This is a genomic window from Micromonospora sp. NBC_01405 (genome assembly GCF_045040155.1).
In the GTDB taxonomy this organism is placed as follows: domain Bacteria; phylum Actinomycetota; class Actinomycetes; order Mycobacteriales; family Micromonosporaceae; genus Micromonospora.
Genome location: NZ_CP109532.1, coordinates 6,963,356 through 6,981,449, shown reverse-complemented (window position 1 = coordinate 6,981,449; position 18,094 = coordinate 6,963,356). Strand labels below are relative to the sequence as shown.

Below are 18,094 nucleotides of genomic sequence, written 5' to 3'. Positions count from 1 at the left end.
TTCGCGGGGAAGTGGAGGTCAGGCCTTACGGCGGATGAGCTGCTGGCGGAGGTTGCGCGGGTGCAGGTGCCCCAGGTTGCCCTGACGCCACTGGTCGAACACCGCCGCCAGGACGATGACCAGACCGATGCTGAGCTGCTGGAGGAACGGCGACAGGGCCAGCAGGATGAACGCGTTGCGCAGGACGCCCAGCAGGCAGGCGCCCAGGAAGGCGCCGATGATCGATCCTCGGCCGCCGGAGAGGCTGGCACCGCCGATGACGGCCGCCGCGATGACGTCCAGTTCGTAGCCCATGCCGGCCTGGGCCTCGGCCACGCCGACCTGGGTGGAGAAGACGATCCCGGCGATGCCGGCGAGCGTGCCGATCAGGACGAAGGTGAGCACCCGGGTCCATGCCACCGGGATGCCGCCGGTACGGGCGGCGGCGTCGTTGTCACCGATGGCGGTCACCCGCAGGCCGAAGACGGTGCGGGTGAGCAGGAGCTGGCCGATCAGGACCAGCACCAGGAAGATGATGACGCTCACCGGGATGCCGCCGAAGACCCGACCCTGACCGATGAAGGACAGCTCGCTCGGCATCGCCTGGGGCAGGCCGCCGGTGATGAGCTGGGTCAGTCCACGCGCGATGGAGAGCATGCCGAGGGTCACGATGAACGAGCTGACCCGGCCGAGCACGACGACGGAGCCGACGGCGAAACCGCACAGCGCGCCGACGCCGATGCCCACTGCCGCGGCCACCCACGGGTTGGCCCCGCTGCCGTAGACCGAGCCGGCGGTTACCGCCGAGAGGGCCAGCACCGAGCCGACCGAGAGGTCGATCTCCTTGGAGATCAGGACGAACGTCTGCCCGACGGCGATGATGCCGACCACGACCACCGTCTGCAGGACGTTGTACAGGTTGTCCTTACGGAGGAAGTTCTCGTTCGCCACGCTGACGATCAGGGCCAGCACGATGATCACGCCAAGCAGCCCGGTTTCCTGGCGCTTGACGAGTGACAGGACGCCCTCCTTCCAGGAGCGCTCCTGCCTCTGGGGGGCGAGAGTGGCACTCATGTTGATCCTTCGGTCGCGCCCATGGCCGCGGCGACGATGGGCTGGGGTCCGGCGTTGTTCGGGGCATCGAGGGTCACGCGTCCACCACGGACGACGACCACGCGGTCGGCCAGCTCGACGACCTCCTCGAGTTCGGACGAGATGAACCACACCGCCAGGCCCTCGTCGTGGGCCAGTGCGCGCAGCGTCGCGTAGATCTCGGCCTTGGTGCCGACGTCGACGCCACGCGTCGGCTCGTCGAGGATCAGCACCTTCGGCCGGGCCGCGAGGGCCCGCGCGAGCAGCACCTTCTGCTGGTTGCCGCCGGACAGCGAGGTGATGGGCGCCTCGCTGGAGGCGGCCTTGACGCCGAAGCGCCCGGTCAGTTCGCGCGCCTTCGCGCTGGTCCGGCGTGGGGAGACCCAGCCGAGCCGACCCAGGTCCGACAGCACCCGGACGGTGAGGTTGTAGCCGACGCTCTGGGCGTGGAAGACCTCGGTGCGGCGTTCCTCCGCGACGTAGGCGAGGCCGAGCCGCTGGGCCGCGCCGGGTCCGCCGATCCGCACGGGCCGGCCGGCGACGCTGATGCCACCGCCGGTCAGGCGGCGCAGCCCGATCACGGCCTCGGCGATCTCGGAACGGCCCGCGCCGACCAGCCCGGACATCCCGACGATCTCACCACGGCGGACCGTGAAGCTGACGTCGGTGAAGCCCTCGCCGGTCAGGTTGCGCAGTTCCAACGCCACCTCGGCCTGTTCGATCGCCCCGCTCCGGTCGGCCATGACCTCCGCCACGACCGCCCGCTTCCGTTCGCCGGCCATCAACGCGACGGCCCGCTTCTGGTCGATCTCGCCGGGCGGGCCGGCGGCGATGAACGTGCCGTCGCGCAGCACGATCACGTTGTCGACGATCGAGTAGACCTCGGCCAGCCGGTGGCTGACGAGGACGACCGCCACGCCCTCGTCGCGCAGCCGGGCCATCACCGCGAAGAGCCGCTCGGACTCCTCGTGCGTCAGGCTGGAGTTGGGCTCGTCGAGGAAGAGGACCTTGGGCTGGCGGGAGAGCGCCCGGACGATGTCGACCATCTGTCGGGACGCCGCCGACAGGTTGCGGCACAGCGTCGACGGGTCGGGCAGGTAGTCGGCCATCTCCAGCCGGTCGAGCAGCTCGCGGGCCCGCTGGACGTTCGCCCCGCGCCGGGCCAGCCCGAACCCGGAGCGCTCACCGAGGTCGTAGAGGAACAGGTTGTCGGCGATGGTCAGTTCGCCGATGAGCAGCGGCTCCTGGTTCACCACCACCACTCCGGCGGCGATCGCCTCCAACGGGCTCGCGAAGGAGACATCCTCGCCGTTGAGGGTGAGGCGGCCGGCGTCGGGCTGCATCTGGCCGGAGCACAGGCGGATGAGGGTGGACTTGCCGGCGCCGTTCTCACCGAGCAGCCCGGTGACCTGTCCGGCCGGGAACTCCAGCGACACGTCGCGTAGCGCCCTGACCGCGCCGAACGACTTTGTCAGGCCGGCGGCCGCGAGGGCCGCCGGCCTGACGTCGTCCACATGGTTAGTCGGTTCCATGAGGTGGTGGCTTCTCCGATCAGGAGGCGCCCGGGGCGCCGAGCGGCTTCACCGAGGGGTCGTGCTCTGCCAGGTTGTCCTTCGTGACGAAGGGGGCGGTGGCCTCCTGCTTCACCTCGGCGGGCTGCTGGCCGGTCACGGCGGCGTTGAACAGCTCGACCGCGACGTTGTAGCCCTGACCGAACGCGTCCTGACCGATCACGCCGTGCATCGAGCCGTCCTTGACGGCCGCGATGTTCTCGGTGGTGATGTCGAAACCGATGACCTTGACGGTGTCCTGCTTCTTGGCGGCAGCGACGGCCTGGGCCGCGCCGAACGGACCGCCGGCGGTGGCGTAGATGCCGACGAGGTCGGTGGTGGACTGCAGGTAGTTCTGCGCCGCCGCGAAGGTGTTGGACGCGGAGTCCTTGGCCTCGACGCCCTGGCTGACCGGGGTCAGCTTCGAGCCCTTGAGCCCGTCGACGAAGCCCTGTCGGCGCTGCTCCGAGCCGGGGGCGGTGAACTGGCTGACGATGATGCCGACCTTGCCGGACTTGTCACCGGAGGCCTTGATCATCTCCTGGGCCGCGGTCTGCCCGGCCTTGTACTGCTCCTGGGCGTAGTTGATGGTGCCGCCGGAGGTGCCCACGCAGTCGAAGAGGGTGTTGTAGACGCCCATCTTGATGCCCTTGGCCGACAGGTTCTTGATGTCGGCGCAGTTGCCCTCGCCGGCGATGAAGAACCCGACGCCCTTGTAGCCCTGGGCGTCGGCGGCGCGGATGGCGCTGGAGACCGTCTGCACGTCGATGTTCTCGCCCGCGACGATCCAGTCCACCTTGCCCTTGTTGGAGCCCAGCACCCGGTCGGCGTAGTCGGCGCCGGCCTTCACCGAGACCCAGTACGGGTTGTTGGCGAACCCGATCATGGCGATCTTGACCTCGGAGTCCGGAGCCTGGTCGGTCGGCACGGGACGCCCGGCGATCGGGTCGGCCGGCTCGCCGCCGCCTGAGTCGTCGGCACCGCAGGCCGTGGTGGCCAGGGTGACGGCCAGCAGTGCGGCGACGCCACGGGCGAGCGTCTTGCCGCGTGTCCGGTTGGACATCTTTCCTCCAGGGATGGTGGGGGTGGACGTTTCCCCGTGCTCTTTGAGGAGTCGGTGGCGGATGTCGCCCGGGTGACCCGGGACGCGTCCCTTCAACGTTCGCTGTGGTCATGCACGTCGTGCCGTGTGCGTAGGCCCACACTTGAGGAGCAACACTACATTTGGCGGCCCGGAAGTCAACCGCGCGTTTCCTGAACGTTAGCCGGAGGGTCGAGGTTCGGTAGTCGTACTACCACTCGGAGTCCGATTTATCCGTGAAGTTCAGTTATGGCACCCCCATGCATTCCACCAACCGAGCGAAATCAGGACCGTTTCGCTACAAACGACACCTCGGGGCCATGCGAGTGGGTGACATCCTGATGTAATTTTGCTACAAAGTGAGGTGAGGGGCGTGCCGTACGGGTCCGCCGACCGGAGCAGGAGGAACACGGTGACCGCACCGCAACAGGGACCGGGCCTGGTCATCACCCCGGGGGAGATGGTCGGACGCACCGGTCGCTACGAGAAGAGGCTGGCCGACCTCGGCGGGCTCTTCGCCGACGAGGCGGCGTTCACCGCGCGCCTGGCGACCGAGGCCGACCGGGTCATCTACCACGTCGACGAGTTCCGCCCGTCGACCGAGGCGGGCGACCTGATCACCGGAATCTCCACCCTGTCGCCCGGCCGGGTCGGCACCGAGTTCCACATGACCCGCGGCCACATCCACGCCCAACATGACCGCACCGAGATCTACCACTGCCTGGCCGGCCACGGGCTGATGCTGATGGAGACCCTCGACGGCCGAACCGTCGTGACCGAGCTGCGCCCCGGCGTCGTCGCGTACGTGCCGCCGGTGCACATCCACCGCAGCGTGAACCTGGGCGACACCGACCTGGTCACGCTCTTCTGCTACCCGGCCGACGCCGGCCAGGACTACGGCATCATCGCCCGCTCCGGCGGCATGCGGCACCGGGCCGTCGCCGATGGAGACGGATGGCGCCTCGAGGAGAACCGTTCCTATGTCCCCCGTTGAGATCACCGGCCACGCGCTGGCCCGCATGATCGACATCAGCGCCGTGCAGGCCCAGCACGGCCGCGTGGACGTCGAGGAACTCGCCGGCCACGCCCTGGCCGGAGACTTCGTCGCCGCTCACGTGCTGCCCTCCTGGCTGCCCGTGCTGCGCCCGCTGCTCGACGGATCGAACACCAACGCGGGCTCCCCGGTCGGCTTCCCGTCCGGCGGCACGGCCACCCCGGTCAAGGTGACCGAAGCACGCTGGCTCCTCGACGCGGGAGTGCAGGAGATGGACGTCGTGATGAACGTCGGGCTGGTCCGCTCCGGCGAACTGGCCGCGGCCACCCGCGACGTCGCCGCCGTGCTGGAGGCCGTCGACGGACGGGTACCCGTCAAGGTCATCCTCGAGGTCGGCCTGCTCGACGAGAGCCAACTGCGCGACGCGGCACGGGCCGCGGTCGACGCCGGGGCCGCGTCGCTGAAGACCGGTACCGGCTGGCAGTCCCGGCCGACCACGCCCGAGCACGTCCGCGTGATCCGCGAGATCGCCGGGGCGGACCGGGAGATCAAGGCGTCCGGCGGCATCCGCTCGTTGGCCCAGCTCCACACCCTGCTCGACGCCGGGGCGACCCGGTTCGGCATCAACACCGCGTACGCCGTGCGGCTGGTCGCGCAGGCCGGGGAGGTGACGCCGTGACCCCCGGCGACCTGCGGCCGGCCACCCGGCCCACCATGTACTTCATCGGCGTCAGCACCGCGTCGTCGGCGATCCACCGCGTCTTCGCGGCGTGGCGTCCCCTCCTCGACCTGGACGGGGTCGACCTCGTCGGTATCGACGTGCCGGTCGGCGCGGAGCCCGCGGTCTACCGACGGGTCGTCGAGCACCTGCGCGACGACGAACTCTCACGCGGCGCCCTGGTGACCACCCACAAGCTCGACCTCTACGCGTCCAGCCACGACCTGCTGCGACAGGTCAACGAGGACGCCGCGCGGCTGCGCGAGACCAGCGCGCTGGTCGCCCGGGACGGCTGGATCGACGGCCTGGCCCTGGACACCGTCACGAGCCAGATGGCCCTGCGGTCCATCGTCGCGGACATGGCGGGCCGGGACGTGCTGGTCATGGGGGCCGGCGGAGCCGCCCTCGCCCTCTGCGACCACTTCGCCCACCGGGCCGGCGACGACGCGCCCGGGCGGGTCGTCGTCACCGATGTCACCGACCAGCGACTCGCCGCCCTCACCGCCGACGTCGCCACCGGCGACCCGGCGATCACCTGGCGGACCCACCGCCTCGACCGCGGCGAGGTGCACGACGAACTGCTGGCGGGCCTGGCCCCGGGCGCGCTCGTGGTCAACGCCACCGGCATGGGCAAGGACCGGCCCGGCTCCCCGCTCAGCGACGACGCCACCTTCCCGCACGGCGGGTACGCCTGGGAGTTCAACTACCGCGGGGAACTCGGCTTCCTGCGCCAGGCGCGGGCCCGGGCCGAGGCCGACGCGCTCACCGTCACCGACGGCTGGCGGTACTTCGTCCACGGCTGGACCAGGGCGATCGACGCCGTGTTCGACCTCGGGATCCCCACCAGCGGCCCGGACTTCGAGCGGCTGTACGACGCGGCCCAGGAGGTGCGATGACGGTACGCGCACGGTGGCTCGGACAGGCCGGCTTCTGGCTCACCACCGCCGGCCCCGACGGCGACGCGCACCTGCTCGTCGACCCGTACCTGTCGGACTCCCTGGCCCGCAAGTACGCCGGCACGACGTTCCCGCACGTCCGGATGCTCCCGCCGCCGGTGACCGCGACCGGCCTGCCGCCGCTGCGCGCGGTGCTCTGCTCGCACGCGCACACCGACCACATGGACCCGGACACCCTCGCACCGCTGATGGCGGCCCAGCCGGGGCTCCGGCTGGCCTGCCCCCGCGCGGTCCTCGGCGAGGCGCTGCGCCGCTCCCGCGCCCCCCGGTCCCGGCTGGACGCCCTCGCCGACGGCGACCGGGCCGACTACGGGCCCTTCACGGTCACGGCGCTGCCCGCCGCCCACGAGGAGCGCCTCCTGGACAGCCACGGCGACGACCATTTCCTCGGCTACGTCGTCGAGGCCGCCGGCACCCGGATCTACCACTCCGGCGACTGCGCGCCGTGGGACGGGCAGGTCGAACGGCTCGGCGAACTCAACATCGACGTGGCGCTGCTACCGGTCAACGGACGCGACGCGCACCGGCTCGCCCACGGCGTACCCGGCAACTTCGACTTCGCCGAGGCCGTCGAGCTCTGCGCGGCTGCCGGCATCCCCACCCTGGTGCCACATCATTGGGGAATGTTTGACTTCAACACCGTCGATCCGGCCACCTTCGACCTCGACGCCGCCGCGCGCCGCGGCGTCACGGTGCGCGTACCCCACCATGGCGACACCCTCGACCTGGTGGCTGCCCGATGAACGCCGGGACCGTGCTGGAGCGCATCAACAAGGGCCTGGAGACACTGCGTCGTTCCGAGCGCAAGGTCGCCGACGTCGTCCTCGCCGATCCCCACGGGGTCGTCCGGATGACGCTGGCCGAACTCGCCGAGACGGTCGGGGTCAGCCAGCCGACCATCGTCCGGTTCGCCAACGCGATCGGCTGCGACGGGTTCCACGACTTCCGCATCCAGCTCGCGCAGAGCGTCGCGCTCGGCATCCCCGCGACGCAGTCGGTGATCGAGGCCGAGGACGGCACGGCCACCCTGGTCAGCAAGATCTTCGACTTCTCGATCACCTCGCTCGACCACGTGCGACGCCACCTGGACCCCCAGGCCCTCGACCGGGCGGTGGGAGCCATCACCGCCGCCAGCCGGGTCGTCTTCATCGGGCTCGGCGCCTCGGGCATCGTGGCCATGGACGCGGAGCAGAAGTTCCCACTGCTCGGGGTGCCGTGCTCGGCGCCGATCGACACGCACCAGCAGTTCCTCGCCGCGTCCACCAGCACACCGTCGACGGTCCTGGTGGCCATCTCGAACACCGGTCGCACCGCCTCCATCCTGGACACCGTACGCGTCGCCCGGGACCGGGGGGCGACCGTCGTCGGCATCACCGGCGGCCCGTCGCCGCTGACCGAGCTGAGCGACATCGCGCTGATCGTCGAGTCCCTCGACAACACCGACGTCTACACGCCGACGATCTCGCGGCTGGCCCAGCTCGTCGTCATCGACACCATCGCCACCATGACCCTGCTGCGCCGGGGAGAGTCGGCGCTCGGCGACGTCCGCGAGATGAAGACCCGACTGGCGCAGATGCGTACCGGGTTGCCGTACCAGGGTGGCGCGGACCGGCGGGAGGAGATATGAGCGACGTCGCGCTCGCCTTCGACCTGGGCACCGGCGGCTGCAAGGCGGCCCTCGTCGACCTGGCCGCACAGGTCGTCGGCACCGCGTTCGCCCCCTACCCCACGGCCTATCCGGCACCGGGACGGCACGAACAGCGCCCGACGGACTGGTGGGCGGCGGTCGTCGGCTCGTCGCGGGAGCTGCTGGCCGCCGACGCCGGCCGGCACCGCGTCGTCGCGGTGGGGCTGTCCGGGCACAGCCTGGCGATGGTGCCGGTCGACGCGGACGGCGCGCCCCTGCTGGACTCGGTGCCGATCTGGTCCGACACCCGTGGGGAGGACGCGGCGGCGGCGTACTTCGCCGACGCCGACGAGACCGACTGGTACGCGCGCACCGGCAACGGCTTCCCGCGCGGCATGTACACGGTGTTCAAGGCCGCGTGGCTGCGCTCCGCGCACCCGGACGTCGCCGCCCGCACGACGCGGATCCTCGGCAGCAAGGACTGGATCAACGCCCGGCTCACCGGTGTCCAGCGCACCGACCCGAGCTATGCCTCGGGCAGCGGCGCCTACGACCTCGGTACCCGCCGGATGCAGCCTGACGTGCTGGCCGCTCTCGGGCTGCCGGCCGACTGGTGGCCGCCCGTCGTGCCGTCCACCGAGGTCGTCGGCCGGCTCACCGCGGCTGCCGCGGCGGCCACCGGCCTACCGGTCGGGACACCCGTCGTGGCCGGCGGGGTCGACAACTCGTGCATGGCGCTCGGGGCGGGCCTCGACCACGCCGGTGAGGCGTACGTGTCGCTGGGATCCTCCAACTGGGTCACGGTGGCCGCGGCCGACCCGGTGCTCGACCCGGTCGGCCGGCCGTTCGTGTTCGACCACGTCCTGCCGGGCCTGTACATCTCGGCCCTGTCGACCTTCGGCGGCGGCAGCAGCCTGAGCTGGCTGGCCGCCGTGCTCGGCCGCGACGACGACCTCGACGCCCTGCTCGACGAGGCCGCCGCCGTACCGGTCGGCGCGGACGGGCTGACCTGCGTGCCGACCCTCGCCGGCGGCACCGTCGCCGAGGGCGGCGTGGGCGTGCGCGGCGCGTACCTGGGGCTGGACCTCGGGCACACGCACGGCCACCTGGCCCGCGCCCTGGTCGAGGGCATCGGCTTCAGCCTGGCCGACGCCGCGCGCCCGATGCTCGCCGCCGTACCCGCCGCCCCGGAGATCACCGCGACCGGCGGCGGCGCCCGCGGCCGGCTGATGCTCCAGGTCCTCGCCGACCTTGTCGGCCGGCCGATCAGCCGCCCGGACGACGCGCAGCACGGCGCCGCGCTCGGCGCCGCGACGCTCGCGCTGCTCGGCACGGGCGCCTGGACGGACACCGCGATCCTGCGGGCGGCCCGGCGCGCGGCGGTGCGCGTCGAACCGCGACCGGACCTCGCCGCCTACGCGCTGCCCCGCGCCCGGTTCGACGCCGCCCGCGCGGCGACCCGCGCCCACGCCGCCGCGGCGGCGACCGACCACCACCGCACCACGACATAGGAGAAGCCGTCATGCCCCTCGCAGACCCACGCCCCCTCCTCGCCGCCGCCCGCAGCGCGCGGCACGGCGTCGGGGCGTTCAACGCCACCCTGTTGGAGCACGCCGAGGCGCTGGTCACCGGCGCCGAGGCGGCCCGCGCGCCGCTGGTGTTGCAGATCAGCGAGAACGCGGTCCGCTACCACGGTGGCCTGCGCCCCCTCGCGCTGGCCGCGCGGGCGCTCGCCGAGGCGGCGACCGTCCCCGTCGTGCTGCACCTCGACCACGCCGAGGACGTCGACCTCGTCCACCAGGCGGTGGATCTCGGTTTCACCTCCGTCATGTTCGACGGCTCCCGGCTGCCCGACGACGAGAACCGGGCCACCACCCGCCGGATCGTCGCGCACTGCCACGCCCGCGACGTCGCGGTCGAGGCGGAACTCGGTGAGGTCGGCGGCAAGGACGGCGTGCACGCCCCGGGGGTGCGGACCGACCCCGGCCAGGCCCGCAGGTTCTGCGAGGAGACCGGCGTCGACTCGCTCGCCGTCGCGGTCGGCACCTCCCACGCGATGGCGTCCCGCGACGCGGTGGTCGACCTGGAACTGGTCGCCGCGATCTCCGAGCTGGTGCCGGTGCCCCTGGTGCTGCACGGTTCCTCCGGCGTCGACGACGCGACCCTGCGGGCCGTGGTCACCCGGGGGATGACGAAGGTCAACATCGCCACCCACCTCAACAAGGTCTTCACCCGGGTGGTGCGCGAGCGGCTCGACTCGGACCCCAGGCTGCTGGACGCGCGCAAGTACGTCGCGCCGGCCCGCGACGCCATGGCGGCGGAGGTCGAGCGCCTGATCACGCTGCTCGGCCCGCAGACACCGCAGGTGCTGTCATGACCGCGCCCCGGATCCTCGTCACCCCCCGGTCGATGTCGGCACCGGGCTCGGCCGCCGTCGACCGGCTCCGGGCCGCCGGCTTCACCGTCGTCGCACCCGCCCCGGGGCGGCAGCCCACCGGCGCGGAACTCGCCGCCGCGCTGCCCGGCGTCGTCGGCTGGATCGCCGGCGTCGAGACGATCGACGCGGGCGTCCTGGCCCACGCCGACGCCCTGCGGGCGATCAGCCGCAACGGCGCCGGCCGCGACGCCATCGACGGTACGGCCGCCGACGCGGCCGGCGTCCAGGTGCTCACCGCCCGGGGCGCCAACGCACAGGGCGTCGCCGAACTCGCCCTCGCGCTCGCCCTCATGGGCCTGCGCGGCCTGCCCGAGGCCAGCGCCGCCCTGCGCGCCGGCCACTGGCGGCGCGGCACCGGGCGGGAGGCCGCCGGGCGTACCCTCGGCGTGGTCGGCCTCGGCGCGATCGGGCGCCGCCTCGCCCACCTGGCGCGCGGCCTCGGCATGCGGGTCGTGGCGCACGATCCTTTTGTCACTGACGGCGGCGACGTGGCGCTGCTGCCGCTGGAGGCCCTGCTGCGCACCAGTGAGGTCGTGTCGCTGCACGTCCCGCCGTCACCGGCCGGGCCGCTGCTCGGGTCCGCCGAACTCGCCCTGCTCCGCGACGACGCCGTCCTGCTCAACACCGCACGGTCGACCCTGGTCGACGAGGCGGCCCTGCTGGCGGAGCTGGAGTCCGGCCGGATCGCGCTGTACTCGGTCGACGCCTTCGACCGCGAACCGCCGGAGCCGTCGGCCCTGCTCGCCCATCCCCGGGTGGTGCCGACGCCACACCTCGGCGCCGCGACGACCGAGAGCGTCCGCCGGGCGTCGGACGCCGCGGTGGACAACCTGCTCGCCGCCCTCGGCGTCGAGGGCGGGGGTCGCTGAACCGCGGCACGGACCGGAGGTCAGGCGTAGTCCTCGCAGAGCTGGCCGCGCAGCTTGGCGAGCGCTCGGGTGAGGAGCCGGGAGACGTGCATCTGGGAGACGCCGATCCGGCCGGCGATCTGGGCCTGGGTCAGGTTGCCGTGGAAACGCATGCTCAGGATCCTGCGTTCGCGTTCCGGCAGCGTGGCGAGGGCCGGGCCGAGGGCGACGCGGATCTCGGCCAGGTCGAGGCCGTGGTCGTTGGCGCCCAGGGTGTCGCCGAGTTCCATGCTGCCGTCGGCTCCGATCGGGGTGGACAGCGAGGTGGCCCGGTAGGCCCGGGCCCCTTCCAGTCCTTCCAGGACCGCCTCCTCGGTCAGGTCGAGGTAGGTCGCGATGTCGGCCACGGTCGGCGATCGCCCCAACGTCTGGGTGAGGGTGCTGTTCGCCTCGCTGATCGTCAGGCGTAGTTCCTGTAGGCGGCGGGGCACCCGCACGGCCCAGGTGCGGTCACGGAAGTACCGCTTGATCTCGCCGATGATGGTGGGGATGGCGTATCCGGTGAAGTCGACGCCCCGGGTGGGGTCGAAGTTGTCGACCGCCTTGATGAGCCCGACCGCGGCGGTCTGGGCCAGGTCCTCGTCGTGTGCGCCGCGTCCGGCGTAGCGGCGTGCCAGGTGGCGGGCGAGTGGCAACCACGCCTCGATGGCGCGTTCCCGCAGTGCCGGTCGGCGGGGGTCGTCGGCCGGGGTGGCGGCCATCGCGGCCAGGAGGTCGTCGGCGCTCTCGGCGTTCTGCGCGCTGCTTCGTCCGCCGAGGCGGGTGCTGGTCGCCGGTGTGAAGGTGGTGGCCATGGGGTGGTCCTTCCGCACGTGCCCGTGGATCGGATCGACCGGAAGATCTCCGAACCGGCTGTCGCCGGAGCACACGTACGGGCGGGTGCGCTGTCGCAAGGCCACGATCACGGGCCTCGCCACCGCGTCATGTCGTCCAGATGATGCCGCGAACACTACCCGAAGGATTGGCTAATTACTAGCCGAACGGATGATGTGGGGTGGTGCGTCTTCGCTTTGCCGTAAACCGGATTTCGGGGGCGCGAGAGTTGGCAGGGCCTGCGCCGGCTCGGCCGCCGATCGGTGCCCGCCCCGTGACCACCGGCGGTCCTGCCGGGGTGTGCGGGGCCGTGCCAGGATGTGGCGGTGTCGTACCCTCCTCATCCGTCGTACCCACCCATGCCCGGCGCCGTCACGCCGCTGATGGCCTACCCCCACCCGATCTCGCCGCCCCCGGGCCACGCGGTGCTGGCCGTCTCGGTCAACCGCGGGCCGTACATTGTGCCCGCACCGACCACCAGCAAGTTCAAGATCGACCGCCAGGCGGTGCCGATCCCCGGCGAGGGCACCTGGTACGTGGCCGTCCCGGCGGGGCCGCACGACGTCCGCTACACCGACTTCATGGGCATCCCCGTCATGACCACCGCGCTCGTCGCCCACCCCGGGGCCCTGCACGCCCTGTCGTTCCGCTTCGGCGGTTGGCGCAACCGCGTCCACGACGGGCACGGCACCGACGTGACGAAGTTCGGCATGTGGTCGAACTACAGCATCCTGCTCGCCACGCTGGTCGTGTTCGGGCTGCTCTGCTGCGGTGGCTTCGGGCTCGCCGCCACGCTCTCCACCTCGCCCTGACCACCTCGCCCTGACCACCTCGCCCTGACCACCTCGGCCGCCGGCCACTGAGGACAGCTTTCGTCCGACCCGGGCGACGTCCTCAGTGGCCGGCCCCGATCGGTTGTCGTGCCGGTTGCGCAATCTCGAAGAGGACCGGCACGCCCCGGTCGCCTACCGTCTCGACCATGGTCCGCGCAGGCAACGCCGTGGTACTGGGCGCCAGTATGGGTGGGTTGATCGCCGCCCGGGTGCTCAGCGACGCGTACGACACCGTCACGATCGTCGACCGCGACATCCTGCCCGAGGTGGCGGCGCCACGGCGCGGGGTGCCCCAGTCGCGTCAGCTACACGTTCTGCTGGCCCGCGGACGGCAGGCGCTCGACGAACTGTTCGACGGTCTCAGCGACGAGCTGCACGGGGCCGGCGCACCCCTCGTCGACCTCAACGGGCAGGTGCACTGGTGCAACGACGGCTACCCGATGCGCCGATCCCCGTCCCAGCTCATCGGCGTGGGAGTCAGCCGCCCCCTGCTGGAGCGCACGGTGCGGGCCCGGGTGCAGAAGCTGGGGAACGTCCGTTTCCAGCCGCCCGCAGAGGCGACCGGTCTGCTGAGCACCGACGACCGTCGCCGGATCACCGGTGTCCTGGTGACGCCGCGCGACGGGGCGGCCTACCGACTCGACGCCGATCTGGTGGTCGACGCCTGCGGCCGGGCGTCGCGCACCCCGGGGTGGCTGACCGCGCTCGGCTGTCCGGCCCCGGCCGAGCAGCGGGTCGCGGTCGACGTCACCTATGTCACCCGCAACTACGAGCGCGACCCCCGCCACCTCGACGGCCTCCTCGGCGCGCTGACCAACGCCGTTCCGGGGCGTCCGCGCACCGGCATCGTCGCCGCCCAGGAGGGCGGCCGCTTCGGGGTGGCCCTCGCCGGGGTGCTCGGCGAGCAGCCGCCGCTGGACGACGAGGGCTACGCGCGGTTCGCCGAGTCGCTGGGTCTGCCGCTGATCAGCCGGTTGGTGCGCGAGGCCACCCCCGTCGGCGAACCCGCCCTGATGCGGTTTCCGGCGAGCGTCCGGCGGCGCTACGAGCGGCTGCGCCGCTTTCCGCTCGGCTACCTGGTGTTCGGGGACGCCCTGTGCAGCTTCAACCCCGTCTACGGTCAGGGCATGACGGTCGCGGCCACCGAGGGCCTGCTGCTGCGGACCCTGCTGGCGGGCGACCGGGACCGGCTGTGGCGGCGGTTCTTCCGCGGGGCCGGCAAGCTGATCGACGGACCGTGGTCCATCGCGGTCGGCACGGATCTGCGTTTCCCCGAGGTGGACGGGCGCCGGACGGCGCGGGTGCGGCTCGTCAACGCGTACGTGCACCGGCTTCATGCCGCCGCCCGCACCGACGCGGTGCTCGGCACCGCCTTCCTGCGGGTCCTCAACCTTGTCGACCCGCCGCACCGGCTGCTGCGCCCGGCGATCGTGCGCCGGGTGCTGCGCGGCGGCGCTTCGCGGGGTGCCCGGCCCGGAGCCGCCCCGGGGACCTGATCCCGGCCGCGACCGCCGCCCGGCCCACGGTCGGGATCCTCCCCGACCCCACCAGCGGCGCGAACGGGGACGCCGGGCGCCCGGCCCGTCGGCCGGGATGACCCCGGCCGACGGTGTGGGGCCTACGGGCTGGTCGCGGAGGCCGTCGCCCGGGCGAGCGTGACCTCGCCGCGGCGCGCGACCGGGACGATCAGCGCCGACGCGACCAACGCGGCCACCGCGATGCCGAGCCAGCCCCAGAAGCCGAAGGCGATGACCAGGCCGGACAGCATGGCCGGGCCGATGATGTTCTGCGTGATCACGTGTAGGTCGAACGCGCCGAGGTACTCGCCCTGGGCGTGCTCCGGGGCGAGGCCGAAGGCGAGGCCCCACCCCGAGGCGGCCTGCATCACCTCGGCCACCGACAGGATCAGCACCGCGGCGACGATCGCGACGGACACCAGCACGACGTCGTCGTTGAGGGCGGTCACCGCGATGACGGCGCAGCCGCCGGCCAGCCAGTACCCGGAGCGCCGGGCGAGCCTGCCGGCACCGTCCACGGTGTCCGCGCCACGGCTGGCCCGCACCTGGAACAGGATGACGAACACCGTGTTGAAGATGAGCAGCAGCGGGATCAGGAAGTGCGGCAGCGAGGTGCGGTTGAGCGCCCACAGCGGCATCGTGACCAGGATGACGGTGACGTGGGAGGCGAGCACCGTCGAGACGCCGACGACGGAGAGGAAGCGCGGGTCGCGTACGGCGGCGAAGCGCTTGAAGCCCACCGGAACGGGACGCGACGGCGTGTCGGGCAGGCGGGTGACCAGCAGCGCGGCGCTGGCCATCAGCGCGGCGGTGGTGAGCGGGATCAGCACGAGCAGCCGCTGGCTGAGCGCGGCGACGGCGGCCACGCCGATGCCGATGCTGAAGCCGATGTTGAACACCGACCGCATCATGGCCTTGAGCTTGACCCGTTCCTCGGCGGGCACGAGGTTGCCGACGAGAGCCCCGTTGGTCGGGCCGGTGCCGTACTCGATGAAGCCGACGGCGACCACCAGGGCGAAGAAGTGCATCGCGTTGTCCACCAGGGCGTAGAGCCCGAATCCCACCGTCAGCGCGGCGAACAGCATGACGAGCAGCCGGCGCGCGCCCACCCGGTCGGCGATCACGCCGAACAGGACCGATGAGATGAAGGCGGACATGCCCGCCGCGGACAGGCCCAGGCCGACCTGCTTGGGGTCGAGCCCGACGCGGAGCGTGAAGTAGACGACGCTGCCGCTGAGAAAGACTCCCTTGCCGATCGATTCGGCCAGCCGGATCGCGATCAGTTTCCTGCGTAGCGGATCGGTCGGTACCAAACGGGTTCCGGATTCAATCAATCGCGAAAAGGGCATATTCGCACATCCTGGTGTGGGGGGCGGTCGGCGTCAATCATCGTGGTGGCGGCACCGGGCGGGACAGGGCGTTCGGTGGGCCGGAGGGTGGGACGAATTCCTGGGTCGACCGGGACGGTTGCCCGTGGACGCCCGGAGCGCGGTGGGCTAGTCGCGCGGCCCGACCAGGGCGGGCATCCCGGGTCGGGCGAGGCGTTGAGCAGGCGGTCCGCGGGTTTCGTCCCGGCCGTCCGGTCCGATGTGGGCTGTTGCGTCGTCGAGAAGCTTCCTTCGATCGTTAATATTGCTTTGATCACTGCAATTGCGTCAGAAGATAGACATGGATACCGTACGGCTAAGTACGCATGTTCTTCTGTTGGTGGTCATCAGATGTTCACGCCGATGTGGAGTCGGCGATTCCGCGACGCCTCCACGGAAGGGGGGCGTCGCGGGCCAGTTAGGACGGGTGAGGTGTAGTGATGGTCAGCGTGGGCTCGACCACCGAATCGGCTCTTACGATGAGGCGGGAGCCAGGAGGTGTCGCGTACGAGGCGGGATCGCGTGCCGTGACAGTTGTGCTGGCCGACGCCCAGCCGGTGGTGCGCAAGGGCCTGCGTGCCCTGCTGTCCTCCTCGGCCGAGGTCACCGTGGTCGCCGAGGTGGGTACCGCGCGGGAGGCGATGAAAGGGGCGGCGTCGCTGCGCCCCGACGTGCTCGTGCTCGACATCGAGCTGCCGGACTTCCAGGCGGGGGTGACGCTGCAGGAGATCGCCCGGATCTCGCCCTCGACCGCGGTGCTGGTCTTCACCGCGGTCGAGGACGAGGGGTCGGTCTTCGCGGCCATGCGCGCCGGCGCGCGGGGCTACGTGCTCAAGAGCTGCCCGGGCGACGGCATCGTGCGGACGATCCGGGGCCTCGCGACGGGCGAGGTGATCCTTGGACCCAGGGTGGCCGATCAACTCATCGCGAAGCTCGGCCGGGAGCCCCGCAACCAGCAGCTCTTCCCGGAGCTGACGGCGCGCGAACGGCAGGTGCTGGAGCTGATCGCATCGGGCATGCGCAACGGGGCGATCGCCACGCAGCTGCATCTGTCGCCCAAGACGGTCAGCAACCACATTTCGACCATCTTCAACAAGTTGAACGTGTCGGACCGGTACGAGGCGATCGAGGTCGCCCGAAAGGCCAGGCTGGAGCGCCCCGCGCCGAGTCCCGACCGGGTTTCCGGTGGCAGCGTCCCGCTGGCCCACAGGTGGGGCGTCACACCCTTGCCGAAGGTGGGCGACTCCGCCGCGTACGCCGACGCGCGATCGACGAAGAGGTGAGTGGGATGGTCCTTGATCTGGAAGCGATCACGAATCGGCTGGAGCCGAGGTTCGGCAAGGCGGCGCACCGCTGGGTCGGCACGTTGACCCAGCGGCTGGACGAACTCGTCGAGCAGTGGGGGCTTGACCTCGGCGACCAGCTCAAGTCCGGCAACTCCTCGGTGGTGTTCCGGTGCCGGGGCCCGCAGGGCGACGCGGTGCTGAAGCTGTCACCCGACAGCTACGCCGTGCGGGAGGAGGTCGACATGCTGCGCCAGTTCGCGGCCAGCGGGCGGGTGCCGGCGGTGCTGGCGGTGGCCAAGGGCGCGGTGCTGCTCGAATCGATCCACCCGGGCACGTTGGTGGAGAAGATGCCGCAGCCGCCCTCGCCGGCGGAGTACGCCGCGTTCCTCAACGACCTGCACGGCGTCGGGGACCCGGCGGCCTCGCCGCGCCGGCTGGAGGACTGGATCGACGTGCTGTTCAACTCGGCGGTGCGGCGCGGCGCCGACCTCGCCGGGTCGAAGCGGCTGCGCGACGACCTGTTCGCGGCACCCACCGACACCGTGCTGCTGCACGGCGACCTGCACCTGGGCAACGTGCTCAGCGGCGGTGCGAAGGGCCTGGTGGCCATCGACCCGATGGCCTGCGCCGGTGACCCCTGCTTCGACGCGGTCGACTACGTGCTGGAGGGCCTGGACCGTGCGGAGATGTTGCGCCGGCGTGACGAGTTGGCAGCGGCGGCCGGCATCGACGTGGAGCGGCTCGACATGTGGTGCCGGGTGACCGCCCCGATCGGGGCGACGTACGTCAGCAACCCGGGGCACTCCGCGGAACTGGCCGCCTTCGGCCGCGGCGAGTACTAGCGACGTTCCACGGCGGTGCGCGCACCCCGACCGGCCCCCGGTCCGACGGCTGACCCCGTCGGGCCGGGGGCCGGACCGCGTCCGGCGGAGGCAT

Annotated in this window: 17 protein-coding genes; 12 read left to right on the top strand and 5 right to left on the bottom strand. The window is 71.9% G+C overall.

Going from position 1 to position 18,094, the window contains the following annotated elements:
- Positions 1-18: 18 nt before the first annotated feature.
- The 3 genes from OG559_RS29890 to OG559_RS29880 are packed head-to-tail and all read right to left on the bottom strand — an operon-like array spanning position 19 to position 3,684.
- A complete protein-coding gene (locus OG559_RS29890; protein WP_396672277.1) occupies positions 19-1,053 on the bottom strand; it encodes an ABC transporter permease in 1,035 nt (344 codons plus the stop codon).
- On the bottom strand, positions 1,050-2,603 hold the full coding sequence (locus OG559_RS29885) for a sugar ABC transporter ATP-binding protein (RefSeq protein ID WP_396672278.1): 1,554 nt from the start codon (positions 2,601-2,603) through the stop codon (positions 1,050-1,052). Before OG559_RS29885 ends, OG559_RS29890 begins: the two co-directional genes overlap by 4 nt.
- A 19-nt stretch (positions 2,604-2,622) precedes the next feature.
- Positions 2,623-3,684 carry a sugar ABC transporter substrate-binding protein gene (locus tag OG559_RS29880; protein ID WP_405110120.1) on the bottom strand — a complete coding sequence of 354 codons (1,062 nt, stop codon included), beginning with the start codon at positions 3,682-3,684 and terminating at the stop codon, positions 2,623-2,625.
- Positions 3,685-4,114: 430 nt separating this feature from the next.
- On the opposite strand from OG559_RS29880, the gene OG559_RS29875 reads away from it, so the two are divergent.
- Genes OG559_RS29875 through OG559_RS29840 form a run of 8 tightly spaced genes read left to right on the top strand, consistent with a single transcriptional unit; the run spans position 4,115 to position 11,303 of the window.
- A complete protein-coding gene (locus OG559_RS29875) occupies positions 4,115-4,696 on the top strand; it encodes a glucose-6-phosphate isomerase family protein (protein WP_405110117.1) in 582 nt (193 codons plus the stop codon).
- Entirely contained in the window at positions 4,683-5,375 is a 693-nt protein-coding gene (gene deoC / locus OG559_RS29870; RefSeq protein ID WP_405110114.1) for a deoxyribose-phosphate aldolase, read from the top strand. Before OG559_RS29875 ends, deoC begins: the two co-directional genes overlap by 14 nt.
- Complete coding sequence (locus OG559_RS29865; protein WP_405110111.1) at positions 5,372-6,310, top strand: hypothetical protein; 939 nt, start codon at positions 5,372-5,374, stop codon at positions 6,308-6,310. The genes deoC and OG559_RS29865 overlap by 4 nt, the downstream gene beginning before the upstream one ends.
- Complete coding sequence (locus OG559_RS29860) at positions 6,307-7,113, top strand: MBL fold metallo-hydrolase (RefSeq protein ID WP_405110108.1); 807 nt, start codon at positions 6,307-6,309, stop codon at positions 7,111-7,113. Before OG559_RS29865 ends, OG559_RS29860 begins: the two co-directional genes overlap by 4 nt.
- On the top strand, positions 7,110-7,997 hold the full coding sequence (locus tag OG559_RS29855; protein ID WP_405110105.1) for a MurR/RpiR family transcriptional regulator: 888 nt from the start codon (positions 7,110-7,112) through the stop codon (positions 7,995-7,997). The genes OG559_RS29860 and OG559_RS29855 overlap by 4 nt, the downstream gene beginning before the upstream one ends.
- Positions 7,994-9,508, top strand: coding sequence for an FGGY-family carbohydrate kinase (locus tag OG559_RS29850; protein ID WP_405110102.1), 1,515 nt, complete (start codon positions 7,994-7,996; stop codon positions 9,506-9,508). Before OG559_RS29855 ends, OG559_RS29850 begins: the two co-directional genes overlap by 4 nt.
- An 11-nt stretch (positions 9,509-9,519) precedes the next feature.
- Positions 9,520-10,374, top strand: coding sequence for a ketose-bisphosphate aldolase (locus OG559_RS29845; protein WP_405110099.1), 855 nt, complete (start codon positions 9,520-9,522; stop codon positions 10,372-10,374).
- A complete protein-coding gene (locus tag OG559_RS29840; RefSeq protein WP_405110096.1) occupies positions 10,371-11,303 on the top strand; it encodes an NAD(P)-dependent oxidoreductase in 933 nt (310 codons plus the stop codon). The genes OG559_RS29845 and OG559_RS29840 overlap by 4 nt, the downstream gene beginning before the upstream one ends.
- A 20-nt stretch (positions 11,304-11,323) precedes the next feature.
- On the opposite strand, the gene OG559_RS29835 is transcribed toward OG559_RS29840, so the two are convergent.
- Positions 11,324-12,136 carry an RNA polymerase sigma factor SigF gene (locus tag OG559_RS29835; protein ID WP_405110093.1) on the bottom strand — a complete coding sequence of 271 codons (813 nt, stop codon included), beginning with the start codon at positions 12,134-12,136 and terminating at the stop codon, positions 11,324-11,326.
- 345 nt (positions 12,137-12,481) lie between these two features.
- Here OG559_RS29835 and OG559_RS29830 point away from each other — a divergent pair, with 345 nt between their 5' ends.
- Together OG559_RS29830 and OG559_RS29825 are read left to right on the top strand one after the other, a co-directional pair.
- Positions 12,482-12,967 carry a hypothetical protein gene (locus OG559_RS29830; protein ID WP_405110090.1) on the top strand — a complete coding sequence of 162 codons (486 nt, stop codon included), beginning with the start codon at positions 12,482-12,484 and terminating at the stop codon, positions 12,965-12,967.
- A 167-nt stretch (positions 12,968-13,134) separates the two neighbouring features.
- Positions 13,135-14,484, top strand: coding sequence for an FAD-dependent oxidoreductase (locus OG559_RS29825; RefSeq protein ID WP_405110087.1), 1,350 nt, complete (start codon positions 13,135-13,137; stop codon positions 14,482-14,484).
- 122 nt (positions 14,485-14,606) lie between these two features.
- Here OG559_RS29825 and OG559_RS29820 read toward each other — a convergent pair whose 3' ends face one another.
- The gene (locus tag OG559_RS29820; protein ID WP_405110084.1) at positions 14,607-15,818 is read right to left on the bottom strand and encodes an MFS transporter; all 1,212 of its coding nucleotides are present in this window, start codon (positions 15,816-15,818) and stop codon (positions 14,607-14,609) included.
- Between the two features lie 581 nt (positions 15,819-16,399).
- Here OG559_RS29820 and OG559_RS29815 point away from each other — a divergent pair.
- Both OG559_RS29815 and OG559_RS29810 read left to right on the top strand, forming a co-directional pair.
- Positions 16,400-17,155, top strand: coding sequence for a LuxR C-terminal-related transcriptional regulator (locus tag OG559_RS29815; RefSeq protein WP_405110081.1), 756 nt, complete (start codon positions 16,400-16,402; stop codon positions 17,153-17,155).
- Positions 17,156-17,160: 5 nt separating this feature from the next.
- The gene (locus tag OG559_RS29810) at positions 17,161-18,000 is read left to right on the top strand and encodes an aminoglycoside phosphotransferase family protein (protein ID WP_405110079.1); all 840 of its coding nucleotides are present in this window, start codon (positions 17,161-17,163) and stop codon (positions 17,998-18,000) included.
- Positions 18,001-18,094: the final 94 nt, after the last annotated feature.

Coding starts and splice junctions, on each gene's coding strand:
- OG559_RS29890 (WP_396672277.1), bottom strand. CDS start 1,053: ATGAGTGCCACTCTCGCCCCCCAGAGGCAGGAGCGCTCCTGGAAGGAG.
- OG559_RS29885 (WP_396672278.1), bottom strand. CDS start 2,603: ATGGAACCGACTAACCATGTGGACGACGTCAGGCCGGCGGCCCTCGCG.
- OG559_RS29880 (WP_405110120.1), bottom strand. CDS start 3,684: ATGTCCAACCGGACACGCGGCAAGACGCTCGCCCGTGGCGTCGCCGCA.
- deoC (WP_405110114.1), top strand. CDS start 4,683: ATGTCCCCCGTTGAGATCACCGGCCACGCGCTGGCCCGCATGATCGAC.
- OG559_RS29860 (WP_405110108.1), top strand. CDS start 6,307: ATGACGGTACGCGCACGGTGGCTCGGACAGGCCGGCTTCTGGCTCACC.
- OG559_RS29855 (WP_405110105.1), top strand. CDS start 7,110: ATGAACGCCGGGACCGTGCTGGAGCGCATCAACAAGGGCCTGGAGACA.
- OG559_RS29850 (WP_405110102.1), top strand. CDS start 7,994: ATGAGCGACGTCGCGCTCGCCTTCGACCTGGGCACCGGCGGCTGCAAG.
- OG559_RS29845 (WP_405110099.1), top strand. CDS start 9,520: ATGCCCCTCGCAGACCCACGCCCCCTCCTCGCCGCCGCCCGCAGCGCG.
- OG559_RS29840 (WP_405110096.1), top strand. CDS start 10,371: ATGACCGCGCCCCGGATCCTCGTCACCCCCCGGTCGATGTCGGCACCG.
- OG559_RS29835 (WP_405110093.1), bottom strand. CDS start 12,136: ATGGCCACCACCTTCACACCGGCGACCAGCACCCGCCTCGGCGGACGA.
- OG559_RS29825 (WP_405110087.1), top strand. CDS start 13,135: ATGGTCCGCGCAGGCAACGCCGTGGTACTGGGCGCCAGTATGGGTGGG.
- OG559_RS29810 (WP_405110079.1), top strand. CDS start 17,161: ATGGTCCTTGATCTGGAAGCGATCACGAATCGGCTGGAGCCGAGGTTC.